The 23,943-nt window shown below is 52.2% G+C and carries 44 protein-coding genes; 37 read left to right on the top strand and 7 right to left on the bottom strand.

Going from position 1 to position 23,943, the window contains the following annotated elements; genetic code table 11:
• Nucleotides 1–262: 262 nt before the first annotated feature.
• Both GBK04_RS25310 and GBK04_RS25315 read right to left on the bottom strand, forming a co-directional pair.
• Nucleotides 263–1,534 (bottom strand): tyrosine-type recombinase/integrase, encoded by a 1,272-nt coding sequence (locus GBK04_RS25310; RefSeq protein WP_373331332.1) that lies wholly within the window; start codon nt 1,532–1,534, stop codon nt 263–265.
• A gap of 2 nt (nt 1,535–1,536) precedes the next feature.
• Nucleotides 1,537–2,379: an XRE family transcriptional regulator gene (locus GBK04_RS25315; RefSeq protein ID WP_152764590.1), complete on the bottom strand. Its 843-nt coding sequence runs from the start codon at nt 2,377–2,379 to the stop codon at nt 1,537–1,539.
• 141 nt (nt 2,380–2,520) lie between these two features.
• On the opposite strand from GBK04_RS25315, the gene GBK04_RS25320 reads away from it, so the two are divergent.
• The 37 genes from GBK04_RS25320 (at nt 2,521) to GBK04_RS25495 (ending at nt 20,120) form a co-directional block, all read left to right on the top strand.
• A complete protein-coding gene (locus tag GBK04_RS25320; protein WP_152764592.1) occupies nt 2,521–3,093 on the top strand; it encodes a hypothetical protein in 573 nt (190 codons plus the stop codon).
• A 126-nt stretch (nt 3,094–3,219) separates the two neighbouring features.
• Nucleotides 3,220–3,459, top strand: coding sequence for a hypothetical protein (locus GBK04_RS25325; RefSeq protein ID WP_152764594.1), 240 nt, complete (start codon nt 3,220–3,222; stop codon nt 3,457–3,459).
• On the top strand, nt 3,459–3,641 hold the full coding sequence (locus GBK04_RS25330; protein WP_152764596.1) for a hypothetical protein: 183 nt from the start codon (nt 3,459–3,461) through the stop codon (nt 3,639–3,641). Before GBK04_RS25325 ends, GBK04_RS25330 begins: the two co-directional genes overlap by 1 nt.
• Nucleotides 3,613–3,795 carry a hypothetical protein gene (locus GBK04_RS25335; protein WP_152764599.1) on the top strand — a complete coding sequence of 61 codons (183 nt, stop codon included), beginning with the start codon at nt 3,613–3,615 and terminating at the stop codon, nt 3,793–3,795. The genes GBK04_RS25330 and GBK04_RS25335 overlap by 29 nt, the downstream gene beginning before the upstream one ends.
• Before the next feature lie 16 nt (nt 3,796–3,811).
• Complete coding sequence (locus GBK04_RS25340; protein ID WP_152764601.1) at nt 3,812–4,813, top strand: hypothetical protein; 1,002 nt, start codon at nt 3,812–3,814, stop codon at nt 4,811–4,813.
• Nucleotides 4,814–4,856: 43 nt separating this feature from the next.
• A complete protein-coding gene (locus tag GBK04_RS25345) occupies nt 4,857–5,519 on the top strand; it encodes a hypothetical protein (protein ID WP_152764603.1) in 663 nt (220 codons plus the stop codon).
• Between the two features lie 45 nt (nt 5,520–5,564).
• On the top strand, nt 5,565–5,756 hold the full coding sequence (locus GBK04_RS25350; RefSeq protein WP_152764605.1) for a hypothetical protein: 192 nt from the start codon (nt 5,565–5,567) through the stop codon (nt 5,754–5,756).
• 8 nt (nt 5,757–5,764) lie between these two features.
• Nucleotides 5,765–5,992 (top strand): hypothetical protein, encoded by a 228-nt coding sequence (locus tag GBK04_RS25355; protein ID WP_152764606.1) that lies wholly within the window; start codon nt 5,765–5,767, stop codon nt 5,990–5,992.
• A gap of 22 nt (nt 5,993–6,014) precedes the next feature.
• Nucleotides 6,015–6,245 carry a hypothetical protein gene (locus GBK04_RS25360; RefSeq protein WP_152764609.1) on the top strand — a complete coding sequence of 77 codons (231 nt, stop codon included), beginning with the start codon at nt 6,015–6,017 and terminating at the stop codon, nt 6,243–6,245.
• 18 nt (nt 6,246–6,263) lie between these two features.
• Complete coding sequence (locus GBK04_RS25365; RefSeq protein ID WP_152764610.1) at nt 6,264–6,563, top strand: hypothetical protein; 300 nt, start codon at nt 6,264–6,266, stop codon at nt 6,561–6,563.
• Nucleotides 6,564–6,712: 149 nt separating this feature from the next.
• Entirely contained in the window at nt 6,713–7,291 is a 579-nt protein-coding gene (locus GBK04_RS25370) for a PDDEXK family nuclease (protein ID WP_152764612.1), read from the top strand.
• A gap of 61 nt (nt 7,292–7,352) precedes the next feature.
• A complete protein-coding gene (locus GBK04_RS25375) occupies nt 7,353–7,904 on the top strand; it encodes a DUF6291 domain-containing protein (protein WP_152764614.1) in 552 nt (183 codons plus the stop codon).
• Nucleotides 7,905–7,918: 14 nt separating this feature from the next.
• Nucleotides 7,919–8,221 (top strand): hypothetical protein, encoded by a 303-nt coding sequence (locus tag GBK04_RS25380; protein ID WP_152764616.1) that lies wholly within the window; start codon nt 7,919–7,921, stop codon nt 8,219–8,221.
• A 34-nt stretch (nt 8,222–8,255) separates the two neighbouring features.
• Entirely contained in the window at nt 8,256–8,963 is a 708-nt protein-coding gene (locus GBK04_RS25385; RefSeq protein ID WP_152764618.1) for a P-loop NTPase family protein, read from the top strand.
• Nucleotides 8,960–9,244, top strand: a complete 285-nt coding sequence (locus tag GBK04_RS25390; protein WP_152764620.1) for a hypothetical protein — start codon at nt 8,960–8,962, stop codon at nt 9,242–9,244. Before GBK04_RS25385 ends, GBK04_RS25390 begins: the two co-directional genes overlap by 4 nt.
• A gap of 1 nt (nt 9,245) precedes the next feature.
• A complete protein-coding gene (locus tag GBK04_RS25395) occupies nt 9,246–10,379 on the top strand; it encodes a DNA-methyltransferase (protein ID WP_152764622.1) in 1,134 nt (377 codons plus the stop codon).
• Between the two features lie 18 nt (nt 10,380–10,397).
• Nucleotides 10,398–10,880: a hypothetical protein gene (locus GBK04_RS25400; RefSeq protein ID WP_152764624.1), complete on the top strand. Its 483-nt coding sequence runs from the start codon at nt 10,398–10,400 to the stop codon at nt 10,878–10,880.
• A gap of 34 nt (nt 10,881–10,914) precedes the next feature.
• On the top strand, nt 10,915–11,361 hold the full coding sequence (locus GBK04_RS25405) for a hypothetical protein (protein WP_152764626.1): 447 nt from the start codon (nt 10,915–10,917) through the stop codon (nt 11,359–11,361).
• Nucleotides 11,358–11,591 (top strand): hypothetical protein, encoded by a 234-nt coding sequence (locus GBK04_RS25410; protein WP_152764628.1) that lies wholly within the window; start codon nt 11,358–11,360, stop codon nt 11,589–11,591. The genes GBK04_RS25405 and GBK04_RS25410 overlap by 4 nt, the downstream gene beginning before the upstream one ends.
• A 14-nt stretch (nt 11,592–11,605) precedes the next feature.
• On the top strand, nt 11,606–11,902 hold the full coding sequence (locus GBK04_RS25415) for a hypothetical protein (RefSeq protein WP_152764630.1): 297 nt from the start codon (nt 11,606–11,608) through the stop codon (nt 11,900–11,902).
• Nucleotides 11,903–11,960: 58 nt separating this feature from the next.
• Nucleotides 11,961–12,500: a hypothetical protein gene (locus tag GBK04_RS25420; protein WP_152764632.1), complete on the top strand. Its 540-nt coding sequence runs from the start codon at nt 11,961–11,963 to the stop codon at nt 12,498–12,500.
• The gene (locus GBK04_RS31095) at nt 12,484–12,771 is read left to right on the top strand and encodes a hypothetical protein (protein ID WP_373331333.1); all 288 of its coding nucleotides are present in this window, start codon (nt 12,484–12,486) and stop codon (nt 12,769–12,771) included. The genes GBK04_RS25420 and GBK04_RS31095 overlap by 17 nt, the downstream gene beginning before the upstream one ends.
• Nucleotides 12,768–13,205 carry an ASCH domain-containing protein gene (locus tag GBK04_RS25425; RefSeq protein ID WP_373331334.1) on the top strand — a complete coding sequence of 146 codons (438 nt, stop codon included), beginning with the start codon at nt 12,768–12,770 and terminating at the stop codon, nt 13,203–13,205. Before GBK04_RS31095 ends, GBK04_RS25425 begins: the two co-directional genes overlap by 4 nt.
• 7 nt (nt 13,206–13,212) lie before the next feature.
• Nucleotides 13,213–13,482 carry a hypothetical protein gene (locus GBK04_RS25430; RefSeq protein ID WP_152764636.1) on the top strand — a complete coding sequence of 90 codons (270 nt, stop codon included), beginning with the start codon at nt 13,213–13,215 and terminating at the stop codon, nt 13,480–13,482.
• Nucleotides 13,479–13,862, top strand: coding sequence for a hypothetical protein (locus GBK04_RS25435; RefSeq protein ID WP_152764638.1), 384 nt, complete (start codon nt 13,479–13,481; stop codon nt 13,860–13,862). The genes GBK04_RS25430 and GBK04_RS25435 overlap by 4 nt, the downstream gene beginning before the upstream one ends.
• A 452-nt stretch (nt 13,863–14,314) precedes the next feature.
• A complete protein-coding gene (locus GBK04_RS25440; protein WP_152764640.1) occupies nt 14,315–14,509 on the top strand; it encodes a hypothetical protein in 195 nt (64 codons plus the stop codon).
• 16 nt (nt 14,510–14,525) lie between these two features.
• Entirely contained in the window at nt 14,526–14,867 is a 342-nt protein-coding gene (locus tag GBK04_RS31100) for a YegP family protein (protein ID WP_373331335.1), read from the top strand.
• Nucleotides 14,868–14,889: 22 nt separating this feature from the next.
• Nucleotides 14,890–15,249, top strand: coding sequence for a hypothetical protein (locus tag GBK04_RS25450; RefSeq protein WP_152764642.1), 360 nt, complete (start codon nt 14,890–14,892; stop codon nt 15,247–15,249).
• 5 nt (nt 15,250–15,254) lie between these two features.
• Nucleotides 15,255–15,653: a hypothetical protein gene (locus GBK04_RS25455; RefSeq protein WP_152764644.1), complete on the top strand. Its 399-nt coding sequence runs from the start codon at nt 15,255–15,257 to the stop codon at nt 15,651–15,653.
• Nucleotides 15,650–15,853, top strand: coding sequence for a hypothetical protein (locus GBK04_RS25460; RefSeq protein ID WP_152764646.1), 204 nt, complete (start codon nt 15,650–15,652; stop codon nt 15,851–15,853). Before GBK04_RS25455 ends, GBK04_RS25460 begins: the two co-directional genes overlap by 4 nt.
• A 219-nt stretch (nt 15,854–16,072) precedes the next feature.
• A complete protein-coding gene (locus GBK04_RS25465; protein ID WP_373331336.1) occupies nt 16,073–16,768 on the top strand; it encodes a GIY-YIG nuclease family protein in 696 nt (231 codons plus the stop codon).
• Between the two features lie 60 nt (nt 16,769–16,828).
• Nucleotides 16,829–17,011, top strand: a complete 183-nt coding sequence (locus tag GBK04_RS25470; protein ID WP_152764650.1) for a hypothetical protein — start codon at nt 16,829–16,831, stop codon at nt 17,009–17,011.
• A gap of 3 nt (nt 17,012–17,014) precedes the next feature.
• Complete coding sequence (locus tag GBK04_RS25475) at nt 17,015–17,476, top strand: dATP/dGTP pyrophosphohydrolase domain-containing protein (protein WP_152764652.1); 462 nt, start codon at nt 17,015–17,017, stop codon at nt 17,474–17,476.
• On the top strand, nt 17,473–17,766 hold the full coding sequence (locus GBK04_RS25480) for a hypothetical protein (RefSeq protein WP_152764654.1): 294 nt from the start codon (nt 17,473–17,475) through the stop codon (nt 17,764–17,766). The genes GBK04_RS25475 and GBK04_RS25480 overlap by 4 nt, the downstream gene beginning before the upstream one ends.
• Before the next feature lie 206 nt (nt 17,767–17,972).
• Nucleotides 17,973–18,344, top strand: coding sequence for a hypothetical protein (locus tag GBK04_RS25485; protein WP_152764656.1), 372 nt, complete (start codon nt 17,973–17,975; stop codon nt 18,342–18,344).
• Nucleotides 18,345–18,435: 91 nt separating this feature from the next.
• Nucleotides 18,436–19,041, top strand: coding sequence for a hypothetical protein (locus GBK04_RS25490; RefSeq protein ID WP_152764658.1), 606 nt, complete (start codon nt 18,436–18,438; stop codon nt 19,039–19,041).
• Between the two features lie 827 nt (nt 19,042–19,868).
• Nucleotides 19,869–20,120: a hypothetical protein gene (locus GBK04_RS25495; protein WP_152764660.1), complete on the top strand. Its 252-nt coding sequence runs from the start codon at nt 19,869–19,871 to the stop codon at nt 20,118–20,120.
• Here the strand turns inward: GBK04_RS25495 and GBK04_RS25500 are convergent.
• The 5 genes from GBK04_RS25500 to GBK04_RS25520 all read right to left on the bottom strand — a co-directional run bounded on the left by GBK04_RS25500 (nt 20,113) and on the right by GBK04_RS25520 (nt 23,928).
• Nucleotides 20,113–20,721 (bottom strand): hypothetical protein, encoded by a 609-nt coding sequence (locus tag GBK04_RS25500; protein ID WP_373331337.1) that lies wholly within the window; start codon nt 20,719–20,721, stop codon nt 20,113–20,115. The genes GBK04_RS25495 and GBK04_RS25500 overlap by 8 nt on opposite strands.
• Before the next feature lie 125 nt (nt 20,722–20,846).
• The gene (locus tag GBK04_RS25505) at nt 20,847–22,022 is read right to left on the bottom strand and encodes a DUF4236 domain-containing protein (RefSeq protein WP_152764664.1); all 1,176 of its coding nucleotides are present in this window, start codon (nt 22,020–22,022) and stop codon (nt 20,847–20,849) included.
• 189 nt (nt 22,023–22,211) lie between these two features.
• Nucleotides 22,212–22,691, bottom strand: coding sequence for a D-Ala-D-Ala carboxypeptidase family metallohydrolase (locus tag GBK04_RS25510; RefSeq protein WP_152764666.1), 480 nt, complete (start codon nt 22,689–22,691; stop codon nt 22,212–22,214).
• Between the two features lie 2 nt (nt 22,692–22,693).
• Nucleotides 22,694–23,377: a hypothetical protein gene (locus GBK04_RS25515; protein WP_152764667.1), complete on the bottom strand. Its 684-nt coding sequence runs from the start codon at nt 23,375–23,377 to the stop codon at nt 22,694–22,696.
• A complete protein-coding gene (locus GBK04_RS25520) occupies nt 23,374–23,928 on the bottom strand; it encodes a hypothetical protein (protein ID WP_152764668.1) in 555 nt (184 codons plus the stop codon). The genes GBK04_RS25515 and GBK04_RS25520 overlap by 4 nt, the downstream gene beginning before the upstream one ends.
• Nucleotides 23,929–23,943 lie beyond the last annotated feature (15 nt).

A 23,943-nucleotide genomic window follows, 5' to 3' on the forward strand; every position in this document is an offset into this window, starting at 1 on the left:
CAGGAACATTCCTTGATACTGGTTACGCCAAGATAACACTTAAAAAATGAAAAACCACTCTCGGAAGCTCCCAAGAGTGGTTTTTAGTGTTTTTCCGTACTAACTGTCGACAATTTGGTGACCCATAGGGGAACACTTCTATGATAATCCAACCCCTGTTTTCATTATCAATTATAATATGCCAAGCCAAGGAGCTTCTTAAATTTGATAAAAGCTTCCGGGCTTTTCTTTATCAAAATTGTTTCGGCAATGTTTCAGCAGCCTACGCCTCATCATCCTTGCTTTGGTAAATGTTATTGAGGCTATTGACCGCCCGGTCATCGAACGATGAAAGGTACATCTCGGTGATGCTGATGCTGCTGTGGCGGAGCCCCTTGGAGATGTCGTACACACTGGCACCGGACTTCCTTGCCAGATCGGCAAAGCTGTGGCGCGCCACGTGGCTGCTTATCTCTTCCGGCTTTTCGATGCCCGCCCGTCTGGCCAGCCGTTTGATGATCTTATTGTAGTAGGCCACCTTGGCCTCGATCTGTCTTTTGAGAAAGTAGGCGTCCGAATAGTCCTTGTCATCGTCCAGAAAGGGAAAAACAAACTGATCGGGCCTTTTGCCATCCAGATAGGGCGCGACAATGATCTCCGCCTGCGGTGAAAGCTCAATGCCCACCAATGCCGCGTCGGTCTTCTCGGTCTTATAGCTCAGCACCATCCGCCCGCCCGCCCGCTGGAAGTTACCGACCCGAAGCAGCATCGCATCGCCCACCCGCATGCCGTGAACGTAGAACTGCGTCAGGAACACATCGCGAATCATGCTGCCTTTTTGGGTGGGATCAATCTGGAGGTCGGCCAACAGCTTTATTTCGGCAAACGTCAGCCGCCGCCGGTTGACTTTCGCCGCCTTCTTGCGGGTAAGCAGGCCGAAGGGGTTGGCCTTCTCGACCACGCCCTCCCGGACGGCCTGGTTGTAGATGCCCCACATCCGGGAAATCGATTTATTGACAGTGCCCACGCCGTTGCGCTTGAGCTCCCAGGCGTAGTAGTCTTTGACAAACTTGACCGTCAGCTCGTCGAAATACAGCTTTTCGCCCGCGAATTCCCGAAGCTTGTTGTAATTCGCCAGGTAATTCAGGGCGTAGCGGCGCTGGTTCTGGCTCAGTCTTTCTATTTCATCCCGGAAGAAGGCGATGAAACATGGCCGGCCCTGTGCCTGCTCTTTGCCGCCGCCGTCGAGTCGGGTCAACTCGTTCTGCAACTTGGCGACATCAACCCCCCCGGTTTTCTCCATCGTCTCGATCACACCCATGATGAACCTGATGCGGTCGCGGAGTATCCGGTTGAAGTCAGCCGCATGGGGGCAGGAGGCCCGCACCCAGTTGGCCTTCACAAACGAGGCGCGGGGGTTGTAGTCTTTCTTCAATATATGCACCGCCGTAGCCTCCCGCTTCGGCTTGCGCTGGGCCGTGTACCGAATGAGCACCGTATGCGTGCCGTCGGCGTTGGCCCGGCTGTTGAGCTCCGTCCTTACGCTTACTGCCATACCTATTTCGGGGGCCCGTAGAAAATGCTCTCGATCGTCCAGATCCGCTGGATGTCCTGCTTCTCCACAGTGACCACCGGGCCGGCCGGATCGTCGCACTCCAGCGTCAGCCATGAGTTGGTCACCAGCTCGTTGCGCCGGATGCGCCGGATGACGATCTCGTCGGCGAACAACACCGCCACCAGGCCCGTGGTGTACTTCCAGCGGTCGGCGGCCACCTCGGCGGCGATCACCTGCCAGCCGGGCAATAGCGCGGGCTGCATGTAGTCGTTGCCCACCTCGATCAGGATACTGCCCGCGCCCACCGTCCGGTTGCCCAGGTCCACGCGCGACATACTGCCGAAGTCGGGATTGCGCCGCTGCCCGGCCTTCACCAGCGGCACGAAATTCGATACCGACGCGCCGCGCTTCTTCTGCATCAGCACGTCCTCGCTCACTCCGAGGGCCTCCAGCACGTTGGCCAGCGTGTCGGCCCGAAAGCGCCGGGCCTTAAGCATGTTGTGCACGGCCACCGTGCTGACCTGCATGCGGTCGGAGAGTTCCTTCTGGCTGATGCCGTGCTGGTCGAGGTAGCGCCGCAGCTGCGCCCCCTCGCTGCCCGTGCGGCTCAGCGCCCGGCCGGCCGCCGTCTGCAAATCCACCTGTATGGTTTCATCCTGCACACCCAGCCGGTCGTGGATGCGCTCCCACATCCGGTTGCTGATCGGCCGCTTGCCGGCCAGCATCATCGACAGGTTGGCGGGCAGTATCCCCACCATCTCCGAGAATACGGTCTGCTTTCCGTCCGCATAGGTGTCCAGGTAGCGCTTGAGCTTGGCCGACCGAATCTCATTGCTTTCAGTCATATCTGAATTAATTTTTTTATTAAGTTTTGATAATTAATATTACTTTTGTTGTAGTATTGATAAGCAATTATAAGCAGAAATTAATAAAATTATCAGAAAGCGGATTATTCTTACTAAACGGCTAAAACAAATCGAATGAGCATGGAAAATCACAGCCGACGTATCCTGACGGAAGGCGCAGCCGAAGTACCTAGGGATATAGCCCGAAAAAGGGTGAAAGAGTTTGGTTTCGAGCGTGTTGCAGAGGAGGCGGGCCTGAAAGCCTATCAGACCGTCATGCGGTATTGCGAGGGAAAGAAGGTGCGTCCCACCACGGAGGCACTTATCATTTCGGCCCTGGAAAAACTGGAGGCCGACCGCATCAGACACAGCCGGAAAATTAACGGTAATGCTAATGATGGATTCCAGGTCGTACCCCTCTCCCAGTTCAACGAGTTGCAGCAGCGGGTCGAGAAGCTGTCCGACCAGCTGGGCCTGCTGATGAAATCCCAACTGGCCGCCCACCAGTGGGTCAGCAGCGAAAAGGCGGCCATTATCCTCAATTGCAGCGCCATAACCCTGCACCGACGCAAGCAGGCCGGAGAGCTCGAATACAAGATGCAGGGCAGCCGCGTGGCCTACAGCATCGAGAGCCTGATGGACTACCTCGCAAAAAAGCACTTCAAGACCGACGTGATCCAGCAGCGCGTGATGTCAGCCCTGGCCTTTGAATAAAAAAATATCAGTTTTATTTTTTTATATTAAATGTTTTATTAATTTTGATAAGTCAAACGACAAAACACCCCGCCAGCAAAATACCAGCGGGGTGTAAAAATCAAAACTTAATAAGCTGCAAAGAAAATGGAAAATCAGGACAAAGTCTATTTCGTCTCCCTGGGTGGTGGCCAGTACTTCAAGCGTGAGGGTGCGAGCGTCACCATCGTTTCAGTCTACGACTTCAATCCCTCTATCGAGCGCACGGGCTTCCAGGCCCGCTACATCGAAGGCACCCACAGCCGCCCCTGCACCGAGCAGGAGTTCGACTCGGCGGTCGAGAAGGTGCTGGGCATACTGGGTGTCGGTGTTCCCGTAGCCGCCTGATGCCCGCCCGTCACATGGCCCTGCTTATGGCGGGGCCTATCTTTCTGCTTGGCCGCATCCTGTGGGGCGTCTGGACGCACCCCGTCCCGCCCGTAAGCCAGTGGCTGATGACTCTGACCATCCTGCTTCTTCTCACCCTGTTCTGCTGCACCTATGCCCGATCCCGAAAATCCCCCCGCTGAGTCCTCCCCATGCCGTGACTGCGCGTGTCCGGCTGGCCAGTGCCTGCGTGGGGAGGCCTACCTGAATCACATTCTGCAACTACGAGCCAGTGAGCAGGGTACCGACTTCTACGACACCACCGGCGAGTACGCCCATACCGAATACCGTGACTAACCTTAACCCTATTCCTATGTCAGAAACACTAGTACCGGAGCGCCTTGGGATTGTGATTCCCGAGGCATCAGCCGAAAACGGGCTGACGGTCATCAATCAGATCGAGCGCAACATCGCCCTGATGCGCGAAAATTACCTGGGCCTGACCATTCTCAATGCCGACGACAAGATCGGCTACCAGGCCGTGCGCCGCGCCCGCATTACCGTCAAGCAGGCCCGCGTGCAGGTCGACAAGGCCCGCAAGTACCTCAACGAGGACCACAAGCAGGCCATCGAACGCAACAACAACATGGCCAATGCCATCAAAATCCAGCTCGAACCCATCGAAGCCGAATTGCAGGCCCGCGAGGATTGGTACGAGGGCGAGCGGGCCCGCATCGAACGCGAGGAATTGGAGCGGAAAAACCAGAAAATCCGCGACCGCGTGCAGCTGATCATGTCCTATAAGCCAGTCTTCAACGGCGTCACCTATGAGCTGGGCGGCTTTTTCATATCCCATGAGGATGTGGCACGCTTCGACGATGCCGACTTCGATCGCGAACTGACGCGCCTGAAAGCTGAATTCGATATACTGGATGCCCAACGTATAGAGAATGAGCGTCAGGCCGAGGCGCAGCGGATCCAGCGCCAGCAGGAGGCTGAGGAGTTGAAGGCCCAGCAGGCCCAACTGCGGGCTGAGCGGGAGGCGCTGGAAAAGGAAAAACTCGAAATGCAGCAGCAACGTACGGCACCGCCCCCACCCATTCAGGTCGTCGTTTTTCCCGCGGCCGAGTCCGCAGAAGCGGAAGACCTGCCTGAGGTACCCCTGCATGAGCGGCAATGGGCTCAGGACGTGCAGGTGGTAGAGGGGCTGATATCGGAATTCCATGACCTCTGTGAGTTCCTACAGTTCCAATCCGCTCCCCTGATCGAGATCAAAAGCCAGATCGACACCCAGATGCTGGCCTGGGAAAAACAGTTGACCGTCGCCATCAAACCCGCCGCCCGCAAGAAATACTTCAAATCGATTACTCAATAATTCCCAACTCAATCAATTTTCACAATCAATCCAGTTTTCAATCATGCAATCAGAAAAAGACAAAGAATCGCAGTTCATGGTACCCGCTGTGGATGAATCCACCGGTGAGGAAACTATGCAGGCCAAGTACCTGTACTTTGAGGGCCGGCCGCGCGAGTACCGCTTCAACGGCCAGAACGGCCAGTTCAACCTCTACGGCGATACCGTGCTCACCGACAAGTCAGGCCGGTTGATGTCCTCCTTCTCCTTCCAGCCCATCGCCTACCGCATCTTCGAGGACTGCCTGTTCGGACGTTCGCTGCGCGAGATGTGGGCGGAGCTGTTCTTCATCGACACCGACAGCTGCGTGGCCTCCATTATGTTCAACAACACCTCGGTGAACGAACTGTACCGCCTGCTCGAACCAATTCTGTATGAGCGCAAATCCCTGTGCGACGTGGTGATCACCGTCAAGCCCGAGCGCATCACCAGCAAGGCCGACCCCTCCAAGACTTGGTTCATCGCCCGCTTCACCTACGAGCCAGCCAACCCCGAAAGCGTGGCCGAAATGCGCGAGTACATCAAGCTGCACCGCGTCTACCGCGCCGAAACACTGACGGTCTCCGCCGAGCACAAGCTGGTCTCCCAGGGTTACTACATGGCCATCGATCCCCTGGCCGACTACTCACTGGACGCACTTCCAGCCAAAACGGACGGAGCCGCTTAACCAACCCGAAACGGAGGCGGGTGCTATCCCGCCTCCCCTATCCCTATGGCCGAAATCCATTATGCCCCGCCCGCCCAAAGCGCCGAGAAAGTCCGCATTCACCTGGACAACAACGACTCCTACGCCATGGCCGTGCTCATCGAGCACCCCGAACCGGGCATCGTCCTGTACAGCAATCTGCCCACCGACAACGCCATCGACCTGCTGGAAGAATGCATACGCCGCCTGAAATCATAACCGCACTTATGGGAAAGACCAATACAAACAAACCGACCGTACTACCCATCACCCCGACCATGGCCAGCGGTATGGCCATGCGGCACCTGGAAACCGGCGACCCTTTCATCATGGTGGCCCTCGTTGAGATCGAGGTGGACGGAGCGTTCGTGCCCTCCATTGAGATTTACAGCGACCTGGGCGTGAAGAACCTCGCCACCCTACTCCAAAAGGCGCTCGACAGCGTAAAATCCTGATTCACAACAACCAAAACTACATATGAACGAACCCAATTTGATTCTCGACGAATCCCAGAAAAAAGAGCAGATACGCCAGCGGGCCATCGATCGCCTCAGTGCAGGCGAGGATTTTATCCTGATCCTTCCCGTCGAACACGCCGAAAGCTGCGAGGTCCACACCATGTCCACGGTCGGTCTGGATGTCCTACGCGTCTGCGTCGGCAAGGTCAGCCGCGATATGGAATTCCTGCGCCCGGGTATCAATAACTAACCCTTCCCCCCCAACACTATGGAACTAGGAATTATGGAATTCACGGCCATCGAAAACATGGCCTTCCAGGACGCACCACCCGCCGCTTGCGAAGTAGAACACTACGGCGTCTATTTCCGCGACGAGTACTTCGGCAGGGTACCCGCCTCGCTGCTGCCCGATGTCAAGACGGCCATGGCGTCGGCCGGAGGTTTCGACTGCCAGCCTGATCAGCGCACGATCACCTCACTGCACAAGCCCGGCCACTACGCCAGCATGTGCCGTGAGATAGTGAGTCTGGTGCTGGATCACACAAAAGGTTCATCAGAATTAAATTAAATGTTCAGTTAATTTAGATAAGTTTTTTATTACATTTGCTATGTACACGATGCGTGAGGGAGAGGTAGGAGCCTTTCTCACCCATCCAAAGGTTCAACACCTTTTGACCCGTTGCGGCTCCTACCCGCTTCGGGTCTTTTTTATACCCTATGGATTTTCAAGAGAAGGATTTAGAAGATATGATCTTCCGATCTGATGCAGACTTGGTTCGTAAAAAAGGATTGTCATCGTACCGTCACGACAAGGTATTCAGGCAATTTAATTTGGGGGCATACGGCATACCTGACATGGTGGGAATCACTACGTATATGCATAACCAAAAAATGTGCTATTCCATAACGGTATATGAGTTGAAAAAGGGTGCGATTGATGCAGACGCTTTGGCTCAATGCTCAAGATATGTTTCGGGTCTAATCTCCTATTTGAAAAGGATTGGAATAAAGTATCCGCCCTCCATTCAAATGGTGCTTATCGGCGACTCCATTGACCTAAAATCTAATTTCATCTACAGCGCCCAGTCGAATTACGAACTGCATTTATACACCTATTCCTTTGGAATAAATGGACTTGCTTTTAAAGAGGTATGTGCCCGAAATTATTATCCCACTTCATTAAGTGAACGCGGATACGGACATGCTGAAAACCTGGACTTGAAAGCGATCCATAAAGAACTTTATAGGATTTGCATGTACAAAGAGCGCTTCGATACAAACACTATTTTCACTTAAAACCCAAATAACCCAGTGGGTTAAATATTAACCGAATTCCAACCCAAAAACCAACTTATATATGATACAGGAACGGGACGCATTCTTAATGCACAAACTGCATTACCCAGCATTGAAACAAATGTCCAACGAGATGCTGGGGGAATTCATTCGGGCGGTCTATGAATACCAAATAGAAGGAGCTGAACCCGCCGCCGATTCGCCTATAAATATTGCCTTCCTATTCGTAAAGGCCCAGTTTGATATTGACGAGCGCAAGTACAACGCTGTTGTAGAGCGCAATAGGGAAAACGGGAGCAAGGGTGGGCGGCCCGTTAAGCCCGATAAAAAACCCAAAGAACCCACTGGGTTAAATGAGAACCCAAAAAACCCAGGGGATGCCAAAAAAGCCGAATATGGGTATGATGGTGATTATGGTAATGGAAGTGATAATGAAGAAAAATTAAATCCACCCCCCTCCCCCCGCGCGAGGAAATTCCAAATTTTGTCAAAGCCAATCGCGAGCAACTTACCCAGACAATCCCCCTGCATCCCCCTCAAAAAGTTGCGCCAAAAAGTTCCCCTGAAATCCTGGACGAATACTACGAGACTCTGGCCACCAACAGCCTGCTGATTGAAGACGTTTCGATGACCCATAAAATATCCACCGACGACTGCCTTCGCGATCTGGGTTTGTTCATCCGCGAAAAAAAGGGCGACGAGCACATTCCCAAAGACCTGCCCGACATAAGGAAACATTTCAAGTCATGGATGCGAATCCATTACCAGGTAAAAGAGACATCAAAACTTAATAACACCCCCCATGCAAACAACCAACAGCCTTTCCCACGAACAGGACGTACTCTCCGCCCTACGAGCCGTGCCCATTCTGAGTACCTCGGAAAGGGAAGTACTTGCGACGTGGAACTCAGAGCATCGCGTACTGCCTGATCTCACGGACGAAGAAACCGACCAGGCTATCCTCATGGCCCGAACGGCCAAGGGCCTGAGCCTTTACAAGGCCGCCTACGCCCGTAAGGTCACCGCCGATCACGAGTACCCGGCCATTGATGCGGAATCGTTCGCCGATTTCATCGTAGCGCGGGGCAGCGCCCGGCTCCTCGACCGGGGCGACGAGCAGCCCTACGCCGTCGACGCCGACATCCGCTCGGCCTTCAACCTGCTGTGTCTGTACTTCACCTCCGACCCCCGCTTCGAGCAGGCGGGCTTCAAGCTACGGAAAGGCATCATGCTCACCGGTCCGCGCGGCTGCGGCAAGACCTGGCTCATGGAGCTGTGCAGCTTCAATCCCAAGGGCCCCTACTCAGTCCACGTCTGCCAGAACATTGTCGATGAGTTCCTGGCCAAGGACAACGCCATGTCTACGCTGGGCAAGTACAGCTCCAACCGGCCCGTCGATGCGCCCAGCCACTGGGGCCATAGCATCGCCGGACGCTTCTTCGACGATCTGGGCGACGAGAGCAGGGCGGTCAGCTACGGCAACGAGCGCAACGTCATGGAGGACATCCTCATGGAGCGCTACCGGTCCGTGCCCCACCATACCACCCACGTAACCAGCAACCTCACCCTGGATCAGCTCACCGAGTTCTACGGCGGGCGTCTCGTCGACCGCCTGCGCGAAATGTTCAACATCATCGAATTCCCTCCCACCGCCCAATCCCGCAGGAAATGAACGACACCCACGCCGATTTGATCACCCTGCCGGATGGTAGTACTGCATTCGTAGACGGCATCCCAGATACCTGCGCCCATGACGGGAATGGTGACGCCGTGCATTTCACCGCCTCGGGGAAGGTCATCCACTGGCACACCTTCCGGGCCTGGGCGGGCTACACCTCGCAGATGCGCCACAGTCTTATCTATGAGCACCAGAGCCAGATCGGCGACCCGATCACAGGATCAGCCGTCACCTGCTCGAAATGCGGCAAACAGTTCAATCCTCCTAGTTTCTGATATGGTAGAGCTCAACAAAATACACCCCGCCGATTGCCTGACGGGCCTGACTACCCTGCCCGATCGCTGCATCAATACCTGCGTGACATCCCCGCCTTACTACGCGCTACGCGATTATGGAATCAAGAAAACGGTTTGGCCCGAAATCCGCTACCGCTTGTTCGGCTTCGAGATTGCAGTTCCGGCCGTGGAATGCTGCCTGGGATTGGAGGATACACCAGAAGCCTTCATCGGCCACATGGTGCACGTCTTCCGGCAGGTGCACCGGGTCCTGAAGGATGAGGGCACCTGCTGGATCAACATCGGCGATTCCTATTGGGCGGGCAAAGGGAAATCAGGCCAAAGCTATTCGAGCGAGTACCAGAACGAGCGCTACAACGCCGGGCGCTCGTTCAACGGCGCCCAGCATCAGATTGGCGGCAAGAACCAAACCCGCCCCACCGACCAGAAGCACACCGAAATCAAGAGCAAGGACATGATCGGCATCCCCTGGATGCTGGCCTTCGCCCTGCGAGCTGACGGATGGTACCTGCGCCAGGACATCATCTGGAATAAGCCGAATCCCATGCCGGAGAGCGTGAGCGACCGCTGTACGAAGGCCCACGAGTACATTTTCCTCCTCTCGAAAAACCCGAGTTATTATTTCGATGCAGAAGCTATCAAAACTGCCCGCAAGGTGGACATCAAGCATCAGAAATACGCATGGGGCCGGGCCATCGACGGTTCACTGGATGATGTCAGAAAGGGCAATGGTGTCGAGATAAGGAAAAACGAACACAGCAAGAAGGTCAACTCCCGCATCCCCAGGCCGTCCATCGACTCACGCGGCGGCAACCAAGCCCATGGCGATATCCCCTGCCAAACTGAAAAAGCCAATAAGCGAAGCGTCTGGACTGTGGCCACCCGACCTTACAAAGAAGCGCATTTTGCCACTTTCCCCGAACACCTCATCGTCGACTGCATCAAGGCGGGATGCCCCGTGGGAGGCATTGTCCTGGACCCGTTCATGGGAGCGGGTACCACCGCCGTCGTAGCCCGCAAGATGGGCCGCAACTACATCGGCTTCGAGATCAAGCCCGAATACCGGGCGCTTTCGGAAAACCGCCTGCACGCCAACCTCGGCCTATTCCAATAATTCAATCAAAACTTAATCATGCAGCTCCCCATCCAATCACCCCGCACCAACCTGATCGCCGCCATCGACCCCGACCTGCACAAGCTGGGCCTGGCCGTCTGGGACCGCGCCCGCAAGATCTGGCGCTGCCACACCAGCATCGCCAACGACGAGGTCAAGGACTTCCTCTCCAATCACTTCGACAAGCCCGAGCTAACGATCTACATCGAGGCGGGCTGGAAGCACAAGAAAGCCAACTTCCGGGGCGGGCACGGAGCCGCTGCCCATTCGATCGCCAGGAATGTCGGCGAAAACCACGCCATGGGCAAGTTCATCAGCGGCCAGCTCCAAAAGGCGGGCTTCACCGTCATCGAGATCCCACCCTTGGAGAAAAAGCACATCAAGGTCGAGGGCAAGTGGACGCCGATGGGCCGCCGCTACGTCCGCGACGCCACCGGCATCCACTCCCCGATCAACGACGATGTCCGCGACGCGCTGATGATCGTACTGCATTTCCGATAACCGTTACCAATCACCCAAAAACCAATAAAATCCTATGGCAATTAGAAAATTCAACCATAAAGAGGCTTTCTGCCTGATGATATACCAAAACATGTCGGATTTCCGAATGGAAGATATCATAATCTGGAACAGCCGTGACGGAGTCACCCCTTTTATAGTCTTTCACGAAGGTCACGAATACCAGCACGTGGATTGGCACCGTGACATGATGATGATTGATCCCGAATTCCTAAAAGAGCGCATACTTCTACCCGGAAAGCACATTTTCCGTGACATCACCAAGGAAGAAGCCACCGAGGCAGCCAAAAAAAGGATTGCCCAGTTTTTTGGAACCGAGTTTGAAATTCAGAAAGGCTCAAAAAGGTACGATGAGGTGCTCGCTAATCTTATTGAGGATTTTGAGGGCGGACCTAAGCTGGTAGTACTTGACGATACTGAAATCGCGCGGTTTGGAGATCTATCGAACCTTCTGGCTGGATGAACCTTTTTGGAGATCACAAACCCAAGCCCAACGCTCCGTCCACCCCAAATGACGTCAAAAGTCCACTGGCAATCGGTCAGCGGGTCGAGCTCCGCCACAGGCCGAGCAAGATGGGTAGCGATATTGTCATACCCGCCACCGTCGTGGCCGTCAGCCAACCCTATTGCTGGGTGGACACTCCCCACCAGAAACGCCTGAAAGTCCTTCAAAAACATCTCACCGCTGTTTAAATAAACCATTACTTATGAAAAATTCACGCTACCCTATTTTCATCGAATTCCCTGATGTGGCCAGTCCCGTCCGCCGCCAGCTCGCCGATAGTCTGAAGCATCAGTTCAAGTCTCACTTCGTCGGCTTGGCCTCTGATGGCAAAATCTGGTTCAGCTTCGACTCGCCCCACCAACTGCGCGAATTCCGCGATTCGACCCACCTGGCCTACCGCCTGACGCTGGGTATGCACACCCACGACGTTTCCATCCCAGCCAGCTCGGTCACCTTTTCCCGCCAGGGCAGCCGGTATAACGTCAAGTGCAGGAAGTAGAGGACACCCCAAAATAAAGTATCAAAACTTGATTCTTTATTTAATATTTATATTAATTTTGATAACTATATACCAATCGGAACTATACACAATGAAAACACTCACCAAATTCAAGCTGCTGCCCCTGGGCCTGGCCGTCTGGTACACCGAGCGGCACGGGGAGTACGTCGAGACCGTCAGCCGCGAGATGCCCTACCCTTACGAGGAGTCCCTGGCTACCGCCCTGACCCACCTGCGCCCCCACCTGATGATCCTGACCGAAATGGTCGACGGCCTGACGCCCGACGAGGCCCAGGCGCTGATGGGTGCCGACCGCTACCGCGTCACCGGCGTGACCTGGGGAAAGGACAGCTGCGGCGTCACGCTGGTGGGCCGCAAGGAGCTGCGGGGCAACAAGGTCCTCAACCTGGTGGCACCCTTCACCAAGTTCGACGATGAGTTCGAAGAATATATGTATTCGGAAGGCCTCTACATCGCCATCTGTGATCTGGAAGCCGAAATCCTCGAATACATCGACGGTACCAAGCGCGGGGAGTCTCCCCAGCTAGCCATTGACTTCTCCACCAATCCATCCACCGACGATGAAGTTCCTCACTAAGACCGTCTGCCTGTCCTGCGGCGGCTCAGGCCGCAACAACAGCCCCGCCTGGCTTACCTTCAAGCGATGGCAGCGCAGCGCCGGAGTCCGCACGATGCTCGACGAGGCCCGCAAGCGCCAGGAGCTGGGTCTGTCCTACGAGGGGCCCGACAAGCCCACCGACACCTGCCCCGAATGCCAGGGCAAGGGCGAATACGAGAAATGGATGGAGCTCGACGACATCATCCGCCACATCAACCACCCCCATCACCAACCCGTATCCAACTCATGAAGACACTATCGCTCTTACAGCCCTGGGCGGGCCTGCTCGTGTTGGGGATCAAGCGCTTTGAGACGCGTTCCTTCAATACCCGCTACCGCGGCAGGCTGGGCATCCATGCCTCCGCCCGGATGCCCAGGGAGGGCCGAGAACTACTGGAAGAACTGGGCAAGGTCAACCGCGATTTTCGTCCAGGTGCCTACAAATACCGGGTCTGCACCACCCTAGGCCATGTTTTGGGCGAAGTGGAGGTTCTGGAAACATGCAGCACCAACGACCCTCACGCCCTGCGCCTTGTCTCACCGGGTGAGCGGGATCTGGGCGACTATTCTCCTGACCGTTTTTTCTGGATCTGCAAAAACCCCCGCATCTACGAGCATCCCATTCCCGCCAAGGGGCAACTGGGTTTTTGGAACTGGGAAAATCATCAGGCTTCCCGTCATTGACACGCCCATGTACGAAAAACTATTCGCCTTCCTCAGCGAAAGCCACGATCTAACCCTGCTCGACAGCGAGATGGAGGACCTGCTCAATCACATTTTGGGTGCAGTCGTTTCGGCTCAGGGTCGTTACGAAGCAAGCGAAGTCGAGAGTGCCGACGAGCCTTGCTACCACATCCTCGACAAGCATACGGGAGATATAGTCTCTTTCCGATACGCCCATAGGAAGCACGCCGAACTTGAAGCCCTCAAACGCAACTACGAATTCGGAAGCACCCTATGATTATACAAATTGAAGTTTGGAAAGGTGGTTTGCACTTGATCGATAGTTCGGATAGGCCACAAGAACAAATCACCGCCCCCTCCCCGCCGCCTGTCGTCAGTGAGGCAATCCTTGAACGTGCGGGATTCGTCAGATCCAGCCCCACCGACCGCAGAGCCACTATCAGGCTACTGCCCGCCGATAAGGCGCTCAACCCTGTCATCTACGTCACCGACCGCTATTTCCTGTCCGGTGGACTATGTCCGGTGCTGGTGGCGATGCCCGGCCACTTTCATGCCCGCATCGGTGCCCTGCAATGGACGCTGCGTAGTGAATCCGATTTTCGTCACTGGTTGGCCGGTCCTGTTTCCCATTATTGTACATACAAAATCGAAAGATGATAACTCACAGTGGAAAAGTGCTGGTATGGTACGTGAAAATCAGGCATGGCTCCAGGCAGTCGATTGCGGAGACAGTATATTATAGAAATGAACTGTCCAGTGAACTGGTCATGCGTTGGAGATGGTATTTCGAATACCGTGCGGCCAAGTACAGGGTAGGTGCCCCCGAGCCTTCACCGAACTACTGATAGGAAGCTACGAAGCCGATCCCAGAACAGCCAATGAAATCAAAGCTAAGCGCTTGCGGGATAGGATTACAAATAAAAAAGGCAAGGTTACGGAGATACGGAACCGTATGCGAAAAGCGCGCGAAAAATGGAATTCCTTATTTCCCATCGAGGAAGATCCATGGTGGTCACCGGCCTTGGCAAGGATTGATGAATTGCAGTGCGAATTGGCCACAATGGAATTGGAATATCAATCATTGTTGAATGTCGAAACCCCGTAATCCCATGGCCACCAAACCCAAAATCTGCAATCAACACACGGGCCCCACCAAAAACGGATTTCTCACCATCCGCTGTCATGTCTGTGAAGAAACCACCCAAATCCGAATGCCTATACCCATCCAGGAGTTTGCACGGCAGAGCGCGGCCTTCGTGTCGCTGCATACGGTCAAAGGCTGCAACAAAGAGCAAATTCACTAAACCAAATCCCAATACCATGAGAAAACTCACCGTCAACCAAATCAACACCGGCACCCACGAGGGACGCTACCTTACGGCAGCCCTTAGTAAGCTGATGGAGCTTTATCCCAGCGAAACTCCCGAGGCCATACTGAATCATCTTCATGATACGGCCGAGCATATCTATGACGGCCAGCCCCTGATCGGTGAGGATGACATGTTCAAGTTGGTGAAAACCCGGAGCGGTCAATTCCGCTGGAAGCGTATAGCCCCCAACAGCCGTACCGTCGGCGGTGCCACCGAGCCGTACCATAACCGTACCGACTGTTTGGACAACGCCCGTAGAAATGGAGTACCACCCTATATGATCGAAGAATAGTTATGAAAAAGACCGAAGCGGAATGGAGGAGCAAATGACCTACGAGGAAGCCAAAGAATTTTTTGCCGAATTCTACCGTGGCGAACATCATATCAGCGAAAAGATTGAACCGTTTGGATGTGGATACCAGATTCGCCACCACGCCGACCTGAGCACCTTTGATTATGATGACTTGACAAGGTTCGTCCTGATGTGCCACGACCGAGCTTATCGTGGTAGGGTTAGTCCCCGAAACCACATGTATGTTTCACTCAGCATTTGGAAAAGGAAACATGAGGCTGGCAAAGATGACCGTTACCCGACTTACGTTACACATCCTGCGATAGAGGATGCCATTGCCAAATTCAGGAAGCATTCACCCTTTCACAATCAACCCAACTAAAAGTTATGGAAAACAATAAACGTTTTGTTCTTACTACTGCCGAAGCCATAGGCGAGGAACCTGATTCAAAATTCGGAAAACCTACAAAGTGGTGGTTGGACACTGCACGCCCTATTGGAGGGGAGCCGGGTGGGTTTATAGCCGTACAAACCTATGCTGACAAAGACCCGAACGATTTTGTCCAGGTTGGCGACAGTATGGGTGTTCTCTTCACCGATCAGGCGGAGTATTATTTCGTCTGTGATAGGTGCTATCAGACCTATGCGCATATGCAATGGAGCGGTTCGACTAAGGCTGCCAAAGGTTGGATGGAGCGCGCCAGAGCCGAGCTGTTGGAGCATAAGGAAACAAAAGGCTGGTGTGAGTTCTGTGATCCCATTTTTGGAAACGGGGGCTGGATATGAAAAAGACCAATATCAGGTACCTTGTCGGTTGTTTCCTTCCAATGGGGATTGAACCTATGCACCAAATTGTCTGCAATGCTGACAATGAAGAACAGGCTTGTGAAATCCTTAAAAGTGGACTTTACAATCGAGTTTGTGAAGAGGATAAGCCCTCTCTCAGATATGTCGCCAAAGAAGTGTCGCAGGATTTCAAAATTTAACCACAAATTGGTTAGCTACGAATCCTTCTTTTTGGATGCCTCTCTGATTAGTACTTCAAGTGTCGAAGCCTGACTTAGACCCTTTTTGTCAGCAATCTCTTTTAGCAGTTCCAGCGCTGTTTCTGATAATGTAAACGATGTTTTTTTCTTATTTGCCATGTCGATTTTACGGTATAAATGCGGTATATTTACATTATCAATTACCGTAAAAGTAGGGCTATGAAATCTTTAACAAAAATTAAAGAAGGGGATTCTGGAATATATAAAATCACCTGCCTTGTTTCAGGCAAAATCTACGTAGGCAGTTCGGTGAATTTGAAATCTAGGTTAAGGATTCATAGGCATAAACTAATAAAAGGCACTCACCCAAATGCTCACTTGGCTTCTGCATTTAAAAGGTATGGCGCTGAATCCTTTGTTTTTGAAGTGGTAGAGTTTGTTGCCAATAAATATGACTTACAGTCAAGAGAACAGCATTGGATAGATAGTACCGATTGTTGTAATCGCGCCATTGGGTACAACGTCGCTATCAGCGCAGAAAATCGAGCCTTGTCTGACGAAACAAAGCGCAAGATGTCTGCAATAGCTAAAAAAAGGCCAAGTTCTTACTATGACTATGCACGCGAACTATACAAAGGCAGACCCATACCATTGGAGCAGCGGGCTCAAATTTCAAATTCTCTTAAAGGTCGAAAAATTACCGCTGAACAGGAAAAGAATCGAGTAGATGGTTTATGCAAAAACGTGTACATCCTTCAATCTCCTGATGGTGAAATACACCAAACCATCAACCCATCTCAGTTTGCAAGGGACAATGGGTTGATGGTTGCTCATATTTATGGAATGAGAGATGGTAATCGAAAAAGCACAAAAGGATGGAAACTGATCGACGTAAAACCAAGAATCCAACCATAGGGAAATGACACCGGAAACTACCGCTACCGCCCCTGTGATATTGAATGGATCCGGTATCTGGTGGACGAGCTGGTCTGGAATGAGATTCCGGTCTTCGTCAAGCAGCTGGGTACCCACCTGGCCAAGCAGTACGGCCTCAAAGACCGGCACGGCGGGGATATGGACGAATGGCCGGACAGCCTCAACAAACTGAAAGTGCGTGAATTCCCCAACCCCGTCACCCCAAACGATATACCTGTTTAACCCATGCAACCTACCCGATACCTGATTGAGCATCCTGGCGGTGAGCTTCAACTGCTCGCTGAGGATGAAATGAAAGCTATTGTTGAGAGCGATGAAAGTTTTGATGGGTTTGTCGGCAATGGATGGACCCTTGAAGGGATCATCGAACCGCTCTCGATCATCCACCTTGAAAAGGCCCGCATGAAATGGGCCGCAGAAACCTTCCCGGAAGCCACCGCCCTAAGCAGTATCTACAAGCTGCGTGAAGAAGCCGATGCCATCGAGCAAAACCTGCTCGATGGCAAGCCTGATCCGATGGAGTACGCTGATGCGCTCATGTGCCTGCTGGATAGTGCGGGGCGGGCAGGCATAACGCCTCTGCAAATTCTCGAAGCCTTCCAGGAAAAAATCCTGATCAACAAATCCCGGAAGTGGGTTAAGAATCCCGACAATACCTATTCACATGTCAAACAGGATCTAATATGAGGAACCTGCACGGAATAAAGGTCGGTACTACGGTGTACCACCTGCTGCACGGCTGGGAGGGTGTCGTCAGGGAGATCAACCCACAGGCTGATTTTCCGCTCTGCATCGAATCGTTTAATACCCAGGACTGGTACACCATCGACGGCCGCATGTTCCCCGAAGACGTGAACCCGGCCTGGGTAGCCCAGCCACCGTTACCGATCGAGCGGGCGACCGGCCACCTGGAATTTCTTACCCAGGCAAAGAACCTGATCGATGTGGAAATTACAAGAATTACCAAGCACCCGTGAGTCAATTTATGAATAGCAACTGGGAACCCAAGTGGGAGCCAACCCCTCCCGATGAAGCCCAAGGATTGAATGACGCATTCGCTGCTGAATACGGATATTGCCCATTCCCCCCGATCCAGTGGAAACAGCTCCGAGCCCCTAGGCTTCCAATACCAGCTATCGATCAAACTACCGAAAATCTTAATCAATCAACTAGCCCCAATACCATGCAAGATCAAACAACCACCACCGAATTCTGGGCCTTGGTAGAACTCATGGGCCACCAGAAGATCGCCGGAAAACTCAGCGAACAGGTCCTGGGCGGATCCAGCTTCATCCGTATCGACGTACCCGAGCTACCCGACAGCCCGGCCTTTACCAGGCTGCTCACCGACAAGGCTATCTACGCCATCAATCCCGTCACCGAAGAGGTCGCCCGCCACATGGCCCAACAGATACGAGCACAGCCGATAAATGCCTGGGATGCCAGGAAGATGTTCGAGCGGCAGCTTGAGCAATCCGGCAAGCTAATCAATATGGGGGATGATGAGGATGAAGACGATGAGGGCGACGATGGTACGTGGGACTACGGTCAATAAAAGTTTCCCAAAAACGGAAAACAACCCTACCCACTGGCTGGAAACGGCCTTTGGGTAGGTTCAAAACTGAACAAATCTTAAAATCAAATCAATGAAACCGGTCGAATTCCCCGAACAAAACCAGATCATCGCCAAAGATCAGCCGGAGTACAAGCCCCTGCCCGCCCACATCGCCCAAAATCCCCAGGGTGAAATCATCACCTGCTGGAAGCTTTCCTTCCGAGAGCGGCTGAGCCTGCTGTTCTCCGGCCGTCTGTGGCTGAGCGTGTGGACATTCCACCGCCCGCTCCAACCGCTCTTTCTGACTACCGACAAGTGGAGCATCTTCCAGCGGCCTACTAAGAAGTACGGCTCTCCCTACCGCCCTTTCAAGAACATTAGGGTCTACGGCGGAAACGCCATGCACTACGCCATCCAGATCAGCACCCGACGCTACGGCTACATCACGTTCCGGATCTTTACCCGCTCGCCTGATATCCACCCGATCATGCTCTACTGCTCTCCCAACGCCACGCCCTGGGCCTGCACATTCTACTTCGGTCCCGATCGCGACGAGCGTCTACGGGCCCGCATCCGCAAGCTCAACTTCGGACACAATTTCAGCACCGACCGGTATGGCAGGGAGCTTCGTGCTTTGAATGAAAAGTTCTCCAGGTTCTGGGTTTCCGAGCATGATGTCGAACGCTACCACAAGTAAGTATCCCACCCCCTACCTCAAAAGTTAACGACACCTCAGTAGTAGGGGCTAAGTAATTCCGCTGTCAGAATAATAATAAAAAAGTATATCTTGGGAGTAGGATAAATTCTAGATAATGCAGAGGCAGAACAATGGATCAGGACTCATATAAAAAAATACTCGTTGCCTGTATAGTTTTGATACTGGGCGGATTCATTTGCTACGGAACCATCCTGCTCCTCAGCTTGAAAACAGGTGTTCATGTGGCTCAGTTGAATGAGTTCTCAAATTTTGCAACCTTCAACGGCTATTTCATAAATCTGGTGAATGTACTCCTGATCGGGTATATTTCTTTTCTGGTTTTCCGATCGACGGACACTTTCAACAGATTTCAGATGAGTCCCATTCTTGATTTCGCAGTCAGAGGCGACGACAATTGGCGATTAGTCAATTGCAGTAATGCTGCGGCGAGAAACGTAAGCATTAGGTTCTTTACGAAATACGGAGTTTCGGGGTGGATTGCCTGCTATTCGCTAAATGGAAATCAAGAGATGGAATTGCCATGGTTAAAATTTGCTGGAAAAATAGAGGTTGTATATCATGATCCAACTTTACAGCAAGCAACTTGGCTTCTGTATGAGAATCTACAGGTAGTTACCAAAAGGATTATAAATCAGAATGAGATGGATACCATTCTTAGCAGAAGGGTAAACTCCGTCAACTTATCTTTACGATACAACCAGATATTCAGCAACATACCTTTACAGGTAGATGCATATAACCAATTTTTTATTCAAAATTTGGTGCGCTGGAATTGACTCTAAGAAATCCATAGATTTCATTCAATAATGAACAACGTATATAAGGTCCTTATCTTCAACCAAGACACCTTCGTCGATACTGCCCTGCTCGACCGGGGCCTGTACGCCACCAATACCCCCACGCTCTACGAGGAGGGTACCACGATGGACGACATCCGCCTGATGTACGTCAGCTACCATCCCATCCCTGACCTGCTCAACACCGCCCTGGCCAACCTCAACCAATGCCAGCTCCGGCGCATCGAGTTACGGTTTGTGGATGATCCTGTGTTTACTTGATACCCTTTACCATTCGCTTCTCAATTTCTTTTGTCATTACCTCCATTTCGATCCAGCGAACAGTAAGCTCAATGAGACCTTTCAGGTCTTCAACATCATGATCCACCCACTTTCTTATATAATGGGTTTCATCATTACCCAGCCAAACTGCCCGCTCAGCCACGAGTTTAATATTGGTGTTATCAATGTAATCATTGATACAAATCCCCAGAAATTTCTTTTTAATTTCCTCTGCTTTATCGGCCTTAATTGAAATCAAGTAATCCTTTATTAAAAATTCTAGGGCTTTACGATACCCGACCCCACACACCTTATCAAGATTATACTGCTCGGCTTGGTTCGCTTGACCGTAAATCTCGACGAATGATTCGGATATTTTGTTAATGGTGTCAGAGAACTCAACAGTCTTGAGTGCAAAGGTTTGTATCCAGTCATAGTCAAAAACGTAATTATTTCCAGCTTTGATTACAAATGAGTATCTAGTCGAAAAGCATACCTTACAACTGGGCCTAGGGCATTCCATGAAAAGATAAATCTCCATGCCATTGTCCGGTTCAAGAGGAATATATGAATAATTGTTTCCTTTAATTAGTGGAAACACGGAATGGTGGCACTCGGGGCACTCGTCCGGACAATCCCGAAATACTAATACTCCATGCTGTATTTCAAAACTATGAAACATGATTAATTGAGTTAACCTAATATTATTTACTTGAAAATCTGTACCTACTTTTCCTTTATAGCTTTCAGTTTCTTAATCGTCTGCTGGTAGTCACTCAATGCAGAGGAAAAAGCCTGGGCGTTCTCGTAGTTACTAAACTGATACGCCTCTCTAAGACCGGTGCTCGTCGCGAGCTGTAGTTCTGCGTAACACACTATCGGAATCTGGTAATTGTCTTTGAACCTCCTGTCACGGCTTCCATTTTTGTTCACCTTCGCCCAAGTCGTATCGATGATTCTGCTATCCGATGGCACCCTCTCCGTCTCTACGAACCGCACTGAGGAGAAAACAAAATTGAGCTCATCATACCCGATCACCGCAAACTCCACTTTACCCTTGTAGGCCACCATGAAATTAGGGTAAATATATAGGTCGGCACCATTGGCATTTTGGAAATAAAGCGGCTCGTAGTCGGATCGGATGTCTGACAGATGCTTCATTCCAATGCGCACCTGTTGTCGTTTTACTAGGGTAGAGGCTGCCGAACGTGTTTTTACCCTATCCTCCCAGTACTCACCCGTAACATCCCAAATTTTCTCCGAAGTTGTGAGTTTCCTAAAACCCTCCACCATGCGGTCATATTTGGTCTTAATGGAATCATCAAACTCAATTTCCAGTCTGACTACCGATTCTTCAAGCTGTTCCTCGAGCGCAGCAAGTACCTCTTTTTGAGACTCCAAATCCTCTTTCATCTCCTGAGCTATTGCTTTTTTAATTAGGCTGACTAAAAATACATAACTCAGGGCGATTTTTACCTTTGACCATATAATAGCTCTCTTTACCCCAGGTATGCTGTCTTGGATGCTTGTCCGCTGCTCGTGCGTTCCCAGTATCAGATCCTTGATTCCCTGCATGTCCTGGCTGGTGATTTCTTGTACATCAAGGCTGATTATATTATCAGGCAGTTCCTGGTACCCGAATTCTCGAGGTACAAGCGTGTCCGGAAGATAGTGTTCGTTTGTGTTGGTGAGCTGATTTTTGCGAGCAGGCGTTCGCCCTCCTCCAATCCTTTCCCTGTATGAAAGCCCTGTGCCCGGAATACTGGCGTACGCGTACACGCCGCGGTTCGAAAAATTTAGCCCAGCTCCCCTTACTCCGATCGAAGTGCTTACACCTCTGCTACTGAAATTAAGCCTCACCCCGGGGATGATTTTTACACTCTTTCTAAATCGCCAAGCCATAATGATAGAGGGTTTTAGTTGGTGTTACTTATAAAAAACTTTGGTCACATAAAGTTTATCCTATACCCTAAATACTTATTATGAACATTTAATTGATAATAAAACCTTTCAAGCGGTACCTAAAACAAAAAAGGGAGCCACCGGCTCCCCCTTTGTACTTACTAAATCGAATTATACACACTAAGATCTCTATTCCAGCCCTGAAACGTACCGAGGCGCATCCTTTTTCCCAATGGCCCGCATGACCTGCCTCCGGTTGCGGGGGCCGAAGCTCACGTGTATCCAGCTCGGTTCCCCATGCCTGTCGGGATGCTCGGCAATACACTGGTCGAAGGGCAGCTTCAAGGCGATGATCCGCTCCATGATCTCCCGGTTGGTCACGTACAGTGACTTGATGTCAGCCGCCTGGCCCAGCAGGTGCTGGCTTGTGCTGGAAGCTCCCGGCAGCACACCATTCAGGCGCGGACACCGGTACCCGCTCGTGATGCGCAGTGGCACGTTCAGGCTGATGCGCAGGGGTTCGAGTACATTCAAGCAGAGCGCGGTCAGGTTCTCGATGATGCGGGCGGGCGGCTCAAACTGCTCCTCGAATCCCATTCTGATGGCGGTGTCCGAGTCAAGCAACTCGCCCAGGGTAAAGTGGTCGGATAAACGGTCGGTCAGTTTCATGTTTACAAAGGCGTTGATGGTACATTGTCGTACAGGCGGGAGACGAACACCGTCCCGGCCAGGGCGCTCATGTTGTGCACGGTGTAGGGCGGGATGATGGGCGGTTCGCTATCCGGGGTTAGGGCGTGGCCGTTGACCGAGGCCATGCCCGCCTCGATCCTGATCGTCTCGGTGTACTTGTGGTAGTGATAGGGGAACTCCATGTTCTCCAGTACCTGCACGCGCATCGAGGCAACGACGCCCAAGTATTCGTTAGATAGTAACTCTATCTTCATTCCGGAGTATTCAATCGCACCCTCATGGCGCAAATCCTGCAAAAGCGCGTCGGTATCGAAAAAAACAGCCTGCGTAATGTCAGGGCCTTCGGATTTCATGTACTGGCTCCTGACGTAGGTCCTGTGGACGTACAGCACCAGGTAGAGGACAATTCCAGCCTGCCAGAGCGTATCCCAGAACAGATTGAACCCCGGCTTGATGAACCCTGTACTGCATAGCACGATCCTGGCCATCGTAGTCAGAAAAAACAGAATCAGGATCAGCCAGAACAGTTTCCTTCTCTTGTTATCTGCGTTGTATAGAATGAAGATGAACGTGCCGTACAGAACAAACGTCAGCGATATGGCCATCACCAGAACCCCGATCTCGACCGGGTTCATTCTATCGAAAATGGTCTGAATCTTATTCATGGTTCGGTCGTTTTTGCTTGGCCCTCATCATCGCCCAGGACGGCTTTCCGGACATACTTTTTAAAGGTGGAATCCAGGAACTCCTTTCGGGTCAAGTAGGTGAAGTAGAAACCGCAAATCAGGCCCAACACCATCTCGCTGGGCCTGCCGATTGAAAGCCAGCTATCCCCTGTCACGGACTTCATTATCCCGACGACGACGAAGGTGAGTATGCAGGCAACGAAAGGCTGAAAGGCAAGAATGAGGTATCCCTTCCTTCCCATTCTCCGGGTGCTCGCCTCCCCCCTGTCCTGCCGCTCCCATTCGGCAAAAATCATAATGGCCCCATAGCAGATATTCCCGATGAACGAAATCACGGCAGGCAGGATGGAGAAGTACTCCGAGGGGAAAATACCAAACATGAACTGATTGGAGACCGCCTGCATGAGGCTGTCAGCCTGCGCCAGAATCGCACCGTATATCCCGCTGTTGGAGAAATAGGTGCCGATTGCCACCGCGTATCCGGCAATTAGCTTGGCTGCCATGTCCGTCATTGTCGTTATCCTCTGCATTTTTAAGTGGGTTTT

The sequence above is a fragment of the Salmonirosea aquatica genome (assembly GCF_009296315.1).
Classification (GTDB): domain Bacteria; phylum Bacteroidota; class Bacteroidia; order Cytophagales; family Spirosomataceae; genus Salmonirosea; species Salmonirosea aquatica.

Bases quoted from the DNA above. Each gene is read 5' to 3' on its own strand.
- GBK04_RS25415 (WP_152764630.1), top strand. From the start codon at position 11,606: ATGAAAAATTCACGCTACCCTATTTTCATCGAATTCCCTGATGTGGCC.
- GBK04_RS25360 (WP_152764609.1), top strand. From the start codon at position 6,015: ATGAACGAACCCAATTTGATTCTCGACGAATCCCAGAAAAAAGAGCAG.
- GBK04_RS25430 (WP_152764636.1), top strand. From the start codon at position 13,213: ATGTACGAAAAACTATTCGCCTTCCTCAGCGAAAGCCACGATCTAACC.
- GBK04_RS25450 (WP_152764642.1), top strand. From the start codon at position 14,890: ATGGAGGAGCAAATGACCTACGAGGAAGCCAAAGAATTTTTTGCCGAA.
- GBK04_RS25340 (WP_152764601.1), top strand. From the start codon at position 3,812: ATGTCAGAAACACTAGTACCGGAGCGCCTTGGGATTGTGATTCCCGAG.
- GBK04_RS25515 (WP_152764667.1), bottom strand. From the start codon at position 23,377: ATGAATAAGATTCAGACCATTTTCGATAGAATGAACCCGGTCGAGATC.
- GBK04_RS25375 (WP_152764614.1), top strand. From the start codon at position 7,353: ATGATACAGGAACGGGACGCATTCTTAATGCACAAACTGCATTACCCA.
- GBK04_RS25370 (WP_152764612.1), top strand. From the start codon at position 6,713: ATGGATTTTCAAGAGAAGGATTTAGAAGATATGATCTTCCGATCTGAT.
- GBK04_RS25385 (WP_152764618.1), top strand. From the start codon at position 8,256: ATGGCCCGAACGGCCAAGGGCCTGAGCCTTTACAAGGCCGCCTACGCC.
- GBK04_RS25405 (WP_152764626.1), top strand. From the start codon at position 10,915: ATGGCAATTAGAAAATTCAACCATAAAGAGGCTTTCTGCCTGATGATA.
- GBK04_RS25480 (WP_152764654.1), top strand. From the start codon at position 17,473: ATGAGGAACCTGCACGGAATAAAGGTCGGTACTACGGTGTACCACCTG.
- GBK04_RS25315 (WP_152764590.1), bottom strand. From the start codon at position 2,379: ATGACTGAAAGCAATGAGATTCGGTCGGCCAAGCTCAAGCGCTACCTG.
- GBK04_RS25345 (WP_152764603.1), top strand. From the start codon at position 4,857: ATGCAATCAGAAAAAGACAAAGAATCGCAGTTCATGGTACCCGCTGTG.
- GBK04_RS25310 (WP_373331332.1), bottom strand. From the start codon at position 1,534: ATGGCAGTAAGCGTAAGGACGGAGCTCAACAGCCGGGCCAACGCCGAC.
- GBK04_RS25520 (WP_152764668.1), bottom strand. From the start codon at position 23,928: ATGCAGAGGATAACGACAATGACGGACATGGCAGCCAAGCTAATTGCC.
- GBK04_RS25460 (WP_152764646.1), top strand. From the start codon at position 15,650: ATGAAAAAGACCAATATCAGGTACCTTGTCGGTTGTTTCCTTCCAATG.
- GBK04_RS25510 (WP_152764666.1), bottom strand. From the start codon at position 22,691: ATGAAACTGACCGACCGTTTATCCGACCACTTTACCCTGGGCGAGTTG.
- GBK04_RS25455 (WP_152764644.1), top strand. From the start codon at position 15,255: ATGGAAAACAATAAACGTTTTGTTCTTACTACTGCCGAAGCCATAGGC.
- GBK04_RS25465 (WP_373331336.1), top strand. From the start codon at position 16,073: ATGAAATCTTTAACAAAAATTAAAGAAGGGGATTCTGGAATATATAAA.
- GBK04_RS25355 (WP_152764606.1), top strand. From the start codon at position 5,765: ATGGGAAAGACCAATACAAACAAACCGACCGTACTACCCATCACCCCG.
- GBK04_RS25505 (WP_152764664.1), bottom strand. From the start codon at position 22,022: ATGGCTTGGCGATTTAGAAAGAGTGTAAAAATCATCCCCGGGGTGAGG.
- GBK04_RS31100 (WP_373331335.1), top strand. From the start codon at position 14,526: ATGAGAAAACTCACCGTCAACCAAATCAACACCGGCACCCACGAGGGA.
- GBK04_RS25325 (WP_152764594.1), top strand. From the start codon at position 3,220: ATGGAAAATCAGGACAAAGTCTATTTCGTCTCCCTGGGTGGTGGCCAG.
- GBK04_RS25350 (WP_152764605.1), top strand. From the start codon at position 5,565: ATGGCCGAAATCCATTATGCCCCGCCCGCCCAAAGCGCCGAGAAAGTC.
- GBK04_RS25490 (WP_152764658.1), top strand. From the start codon at position 18,436: ATGAAACCGGTCGAATTCCCCGAACAAAACCAGATCATCGCCAAAGAT.
- GBK04_RS25435 (WP_152764638.1), top strand. From the start codon at position 13,479: ATGATTATACAAATTGAAGTTTGGAAAGGTGGTTTGCACTTGATCGAT.
- GBK04_RS25425 (WP_373331334.1), top strand. From the start codon at position 12,768: ATGAAGACACTATCGCTCTTACAGCCCTGGGCGGGCCTGCTCGTGTTG.
- GBK04_RS25440 (WP_152764640.1), top strand. From the start codon at position 14,315: ATGGCCACCAAACCCAAAATCTGCAATCAACACACGGGCCCCACCAAA.
- GBK04_RS25365 (WP_152764610.1), top strand. From the start codon at position 6,264: ATGGAACTAGGAATTATGGAATTCACGGCCATCGAAAACATGGCCTTC.
- GBK04_RS31095 (WP_373331333.1), top strand. From the start codon at position 12,484: ATGAAGTTCCTCACTAAGACCGTCTGCCTGTCCTGCGGCGGCTCAGGC.
- GBK04_RS25485 (WP_152764656.1), top strand. From the start codon at position 17,973: ATGCAAGATCAAACAACCACCACCGAATTCTGGGCCTTGGTAGAACTC.
- GBK04_RS25320 (WP_152764592.1), top strand. From the start codon at position 2,521: ATGGAAAATCACAGCCGACGTATCCTGACGGAAGGCGCAGCCGAAGTA.
- GBK04_RS25395 (WP_152764622.1), top strand. From the start codon at position 9,246: ATGGTAGAGCTCAACAAAATACACCCCGCCGATTGCCTGACGGGCCTG.
- GBK04_RS25400 (WP_152764624.1), top strand. From the start codon at position 10,398: ATGCAGCTCCCCATCCAATCACCCCGCACCAACCTGATCGCCGCCATC.
- GBK04_RS25330 (WP_152764596.1), top strand. From the start codon at position 3,459: ATGCCCGCCCGTCACATGGCCCTGCTTATGGCGGGGCCTATCTTTCTG.
- GBK04_RS25335 (WP_152764599.1), top strand. From the start codon at position 3,613: ATGCCCGATCCCGAAAATCCCCCCGCTGAGTCCTCCCCATGCCGTGAC.
- GBK04_RS25380 (WP_152764616.1), top strand. From the start codon at position 7,919: ATGACCCATAAAATATCCACCGACGACTGCCTTCGCGATCTGGGTTTG.
- GBK04_RS25390 (WP_152764620.1), top strand. From the start codon at position 8,960: ATGAACGACACCCACGCCGATTTGATCACCCTGCCGGATGGTAGTACT.
- GBK04_RS25410 (WP_152764628.1), top strand. From the start codon at position 11,358: ATGAACCTTTTTGGAGATCACAAACCCAAGCCCAACGCTCCGTCCACC.
- GBK04_RS25495 (WP_152764660.1), top strand. From the start codon at position 19,869: ATGAACAACGTATATAAGGTCCTTATCTTCAACCAAGACACCTTCGTC.
- GBK04_RS25475 (WP_152764652.1), top strand. From the start codon at position 17,015: ATGCAACCTACCCGATACCTGATTGAGCATCCTGGCGGTGAGCTTCAA.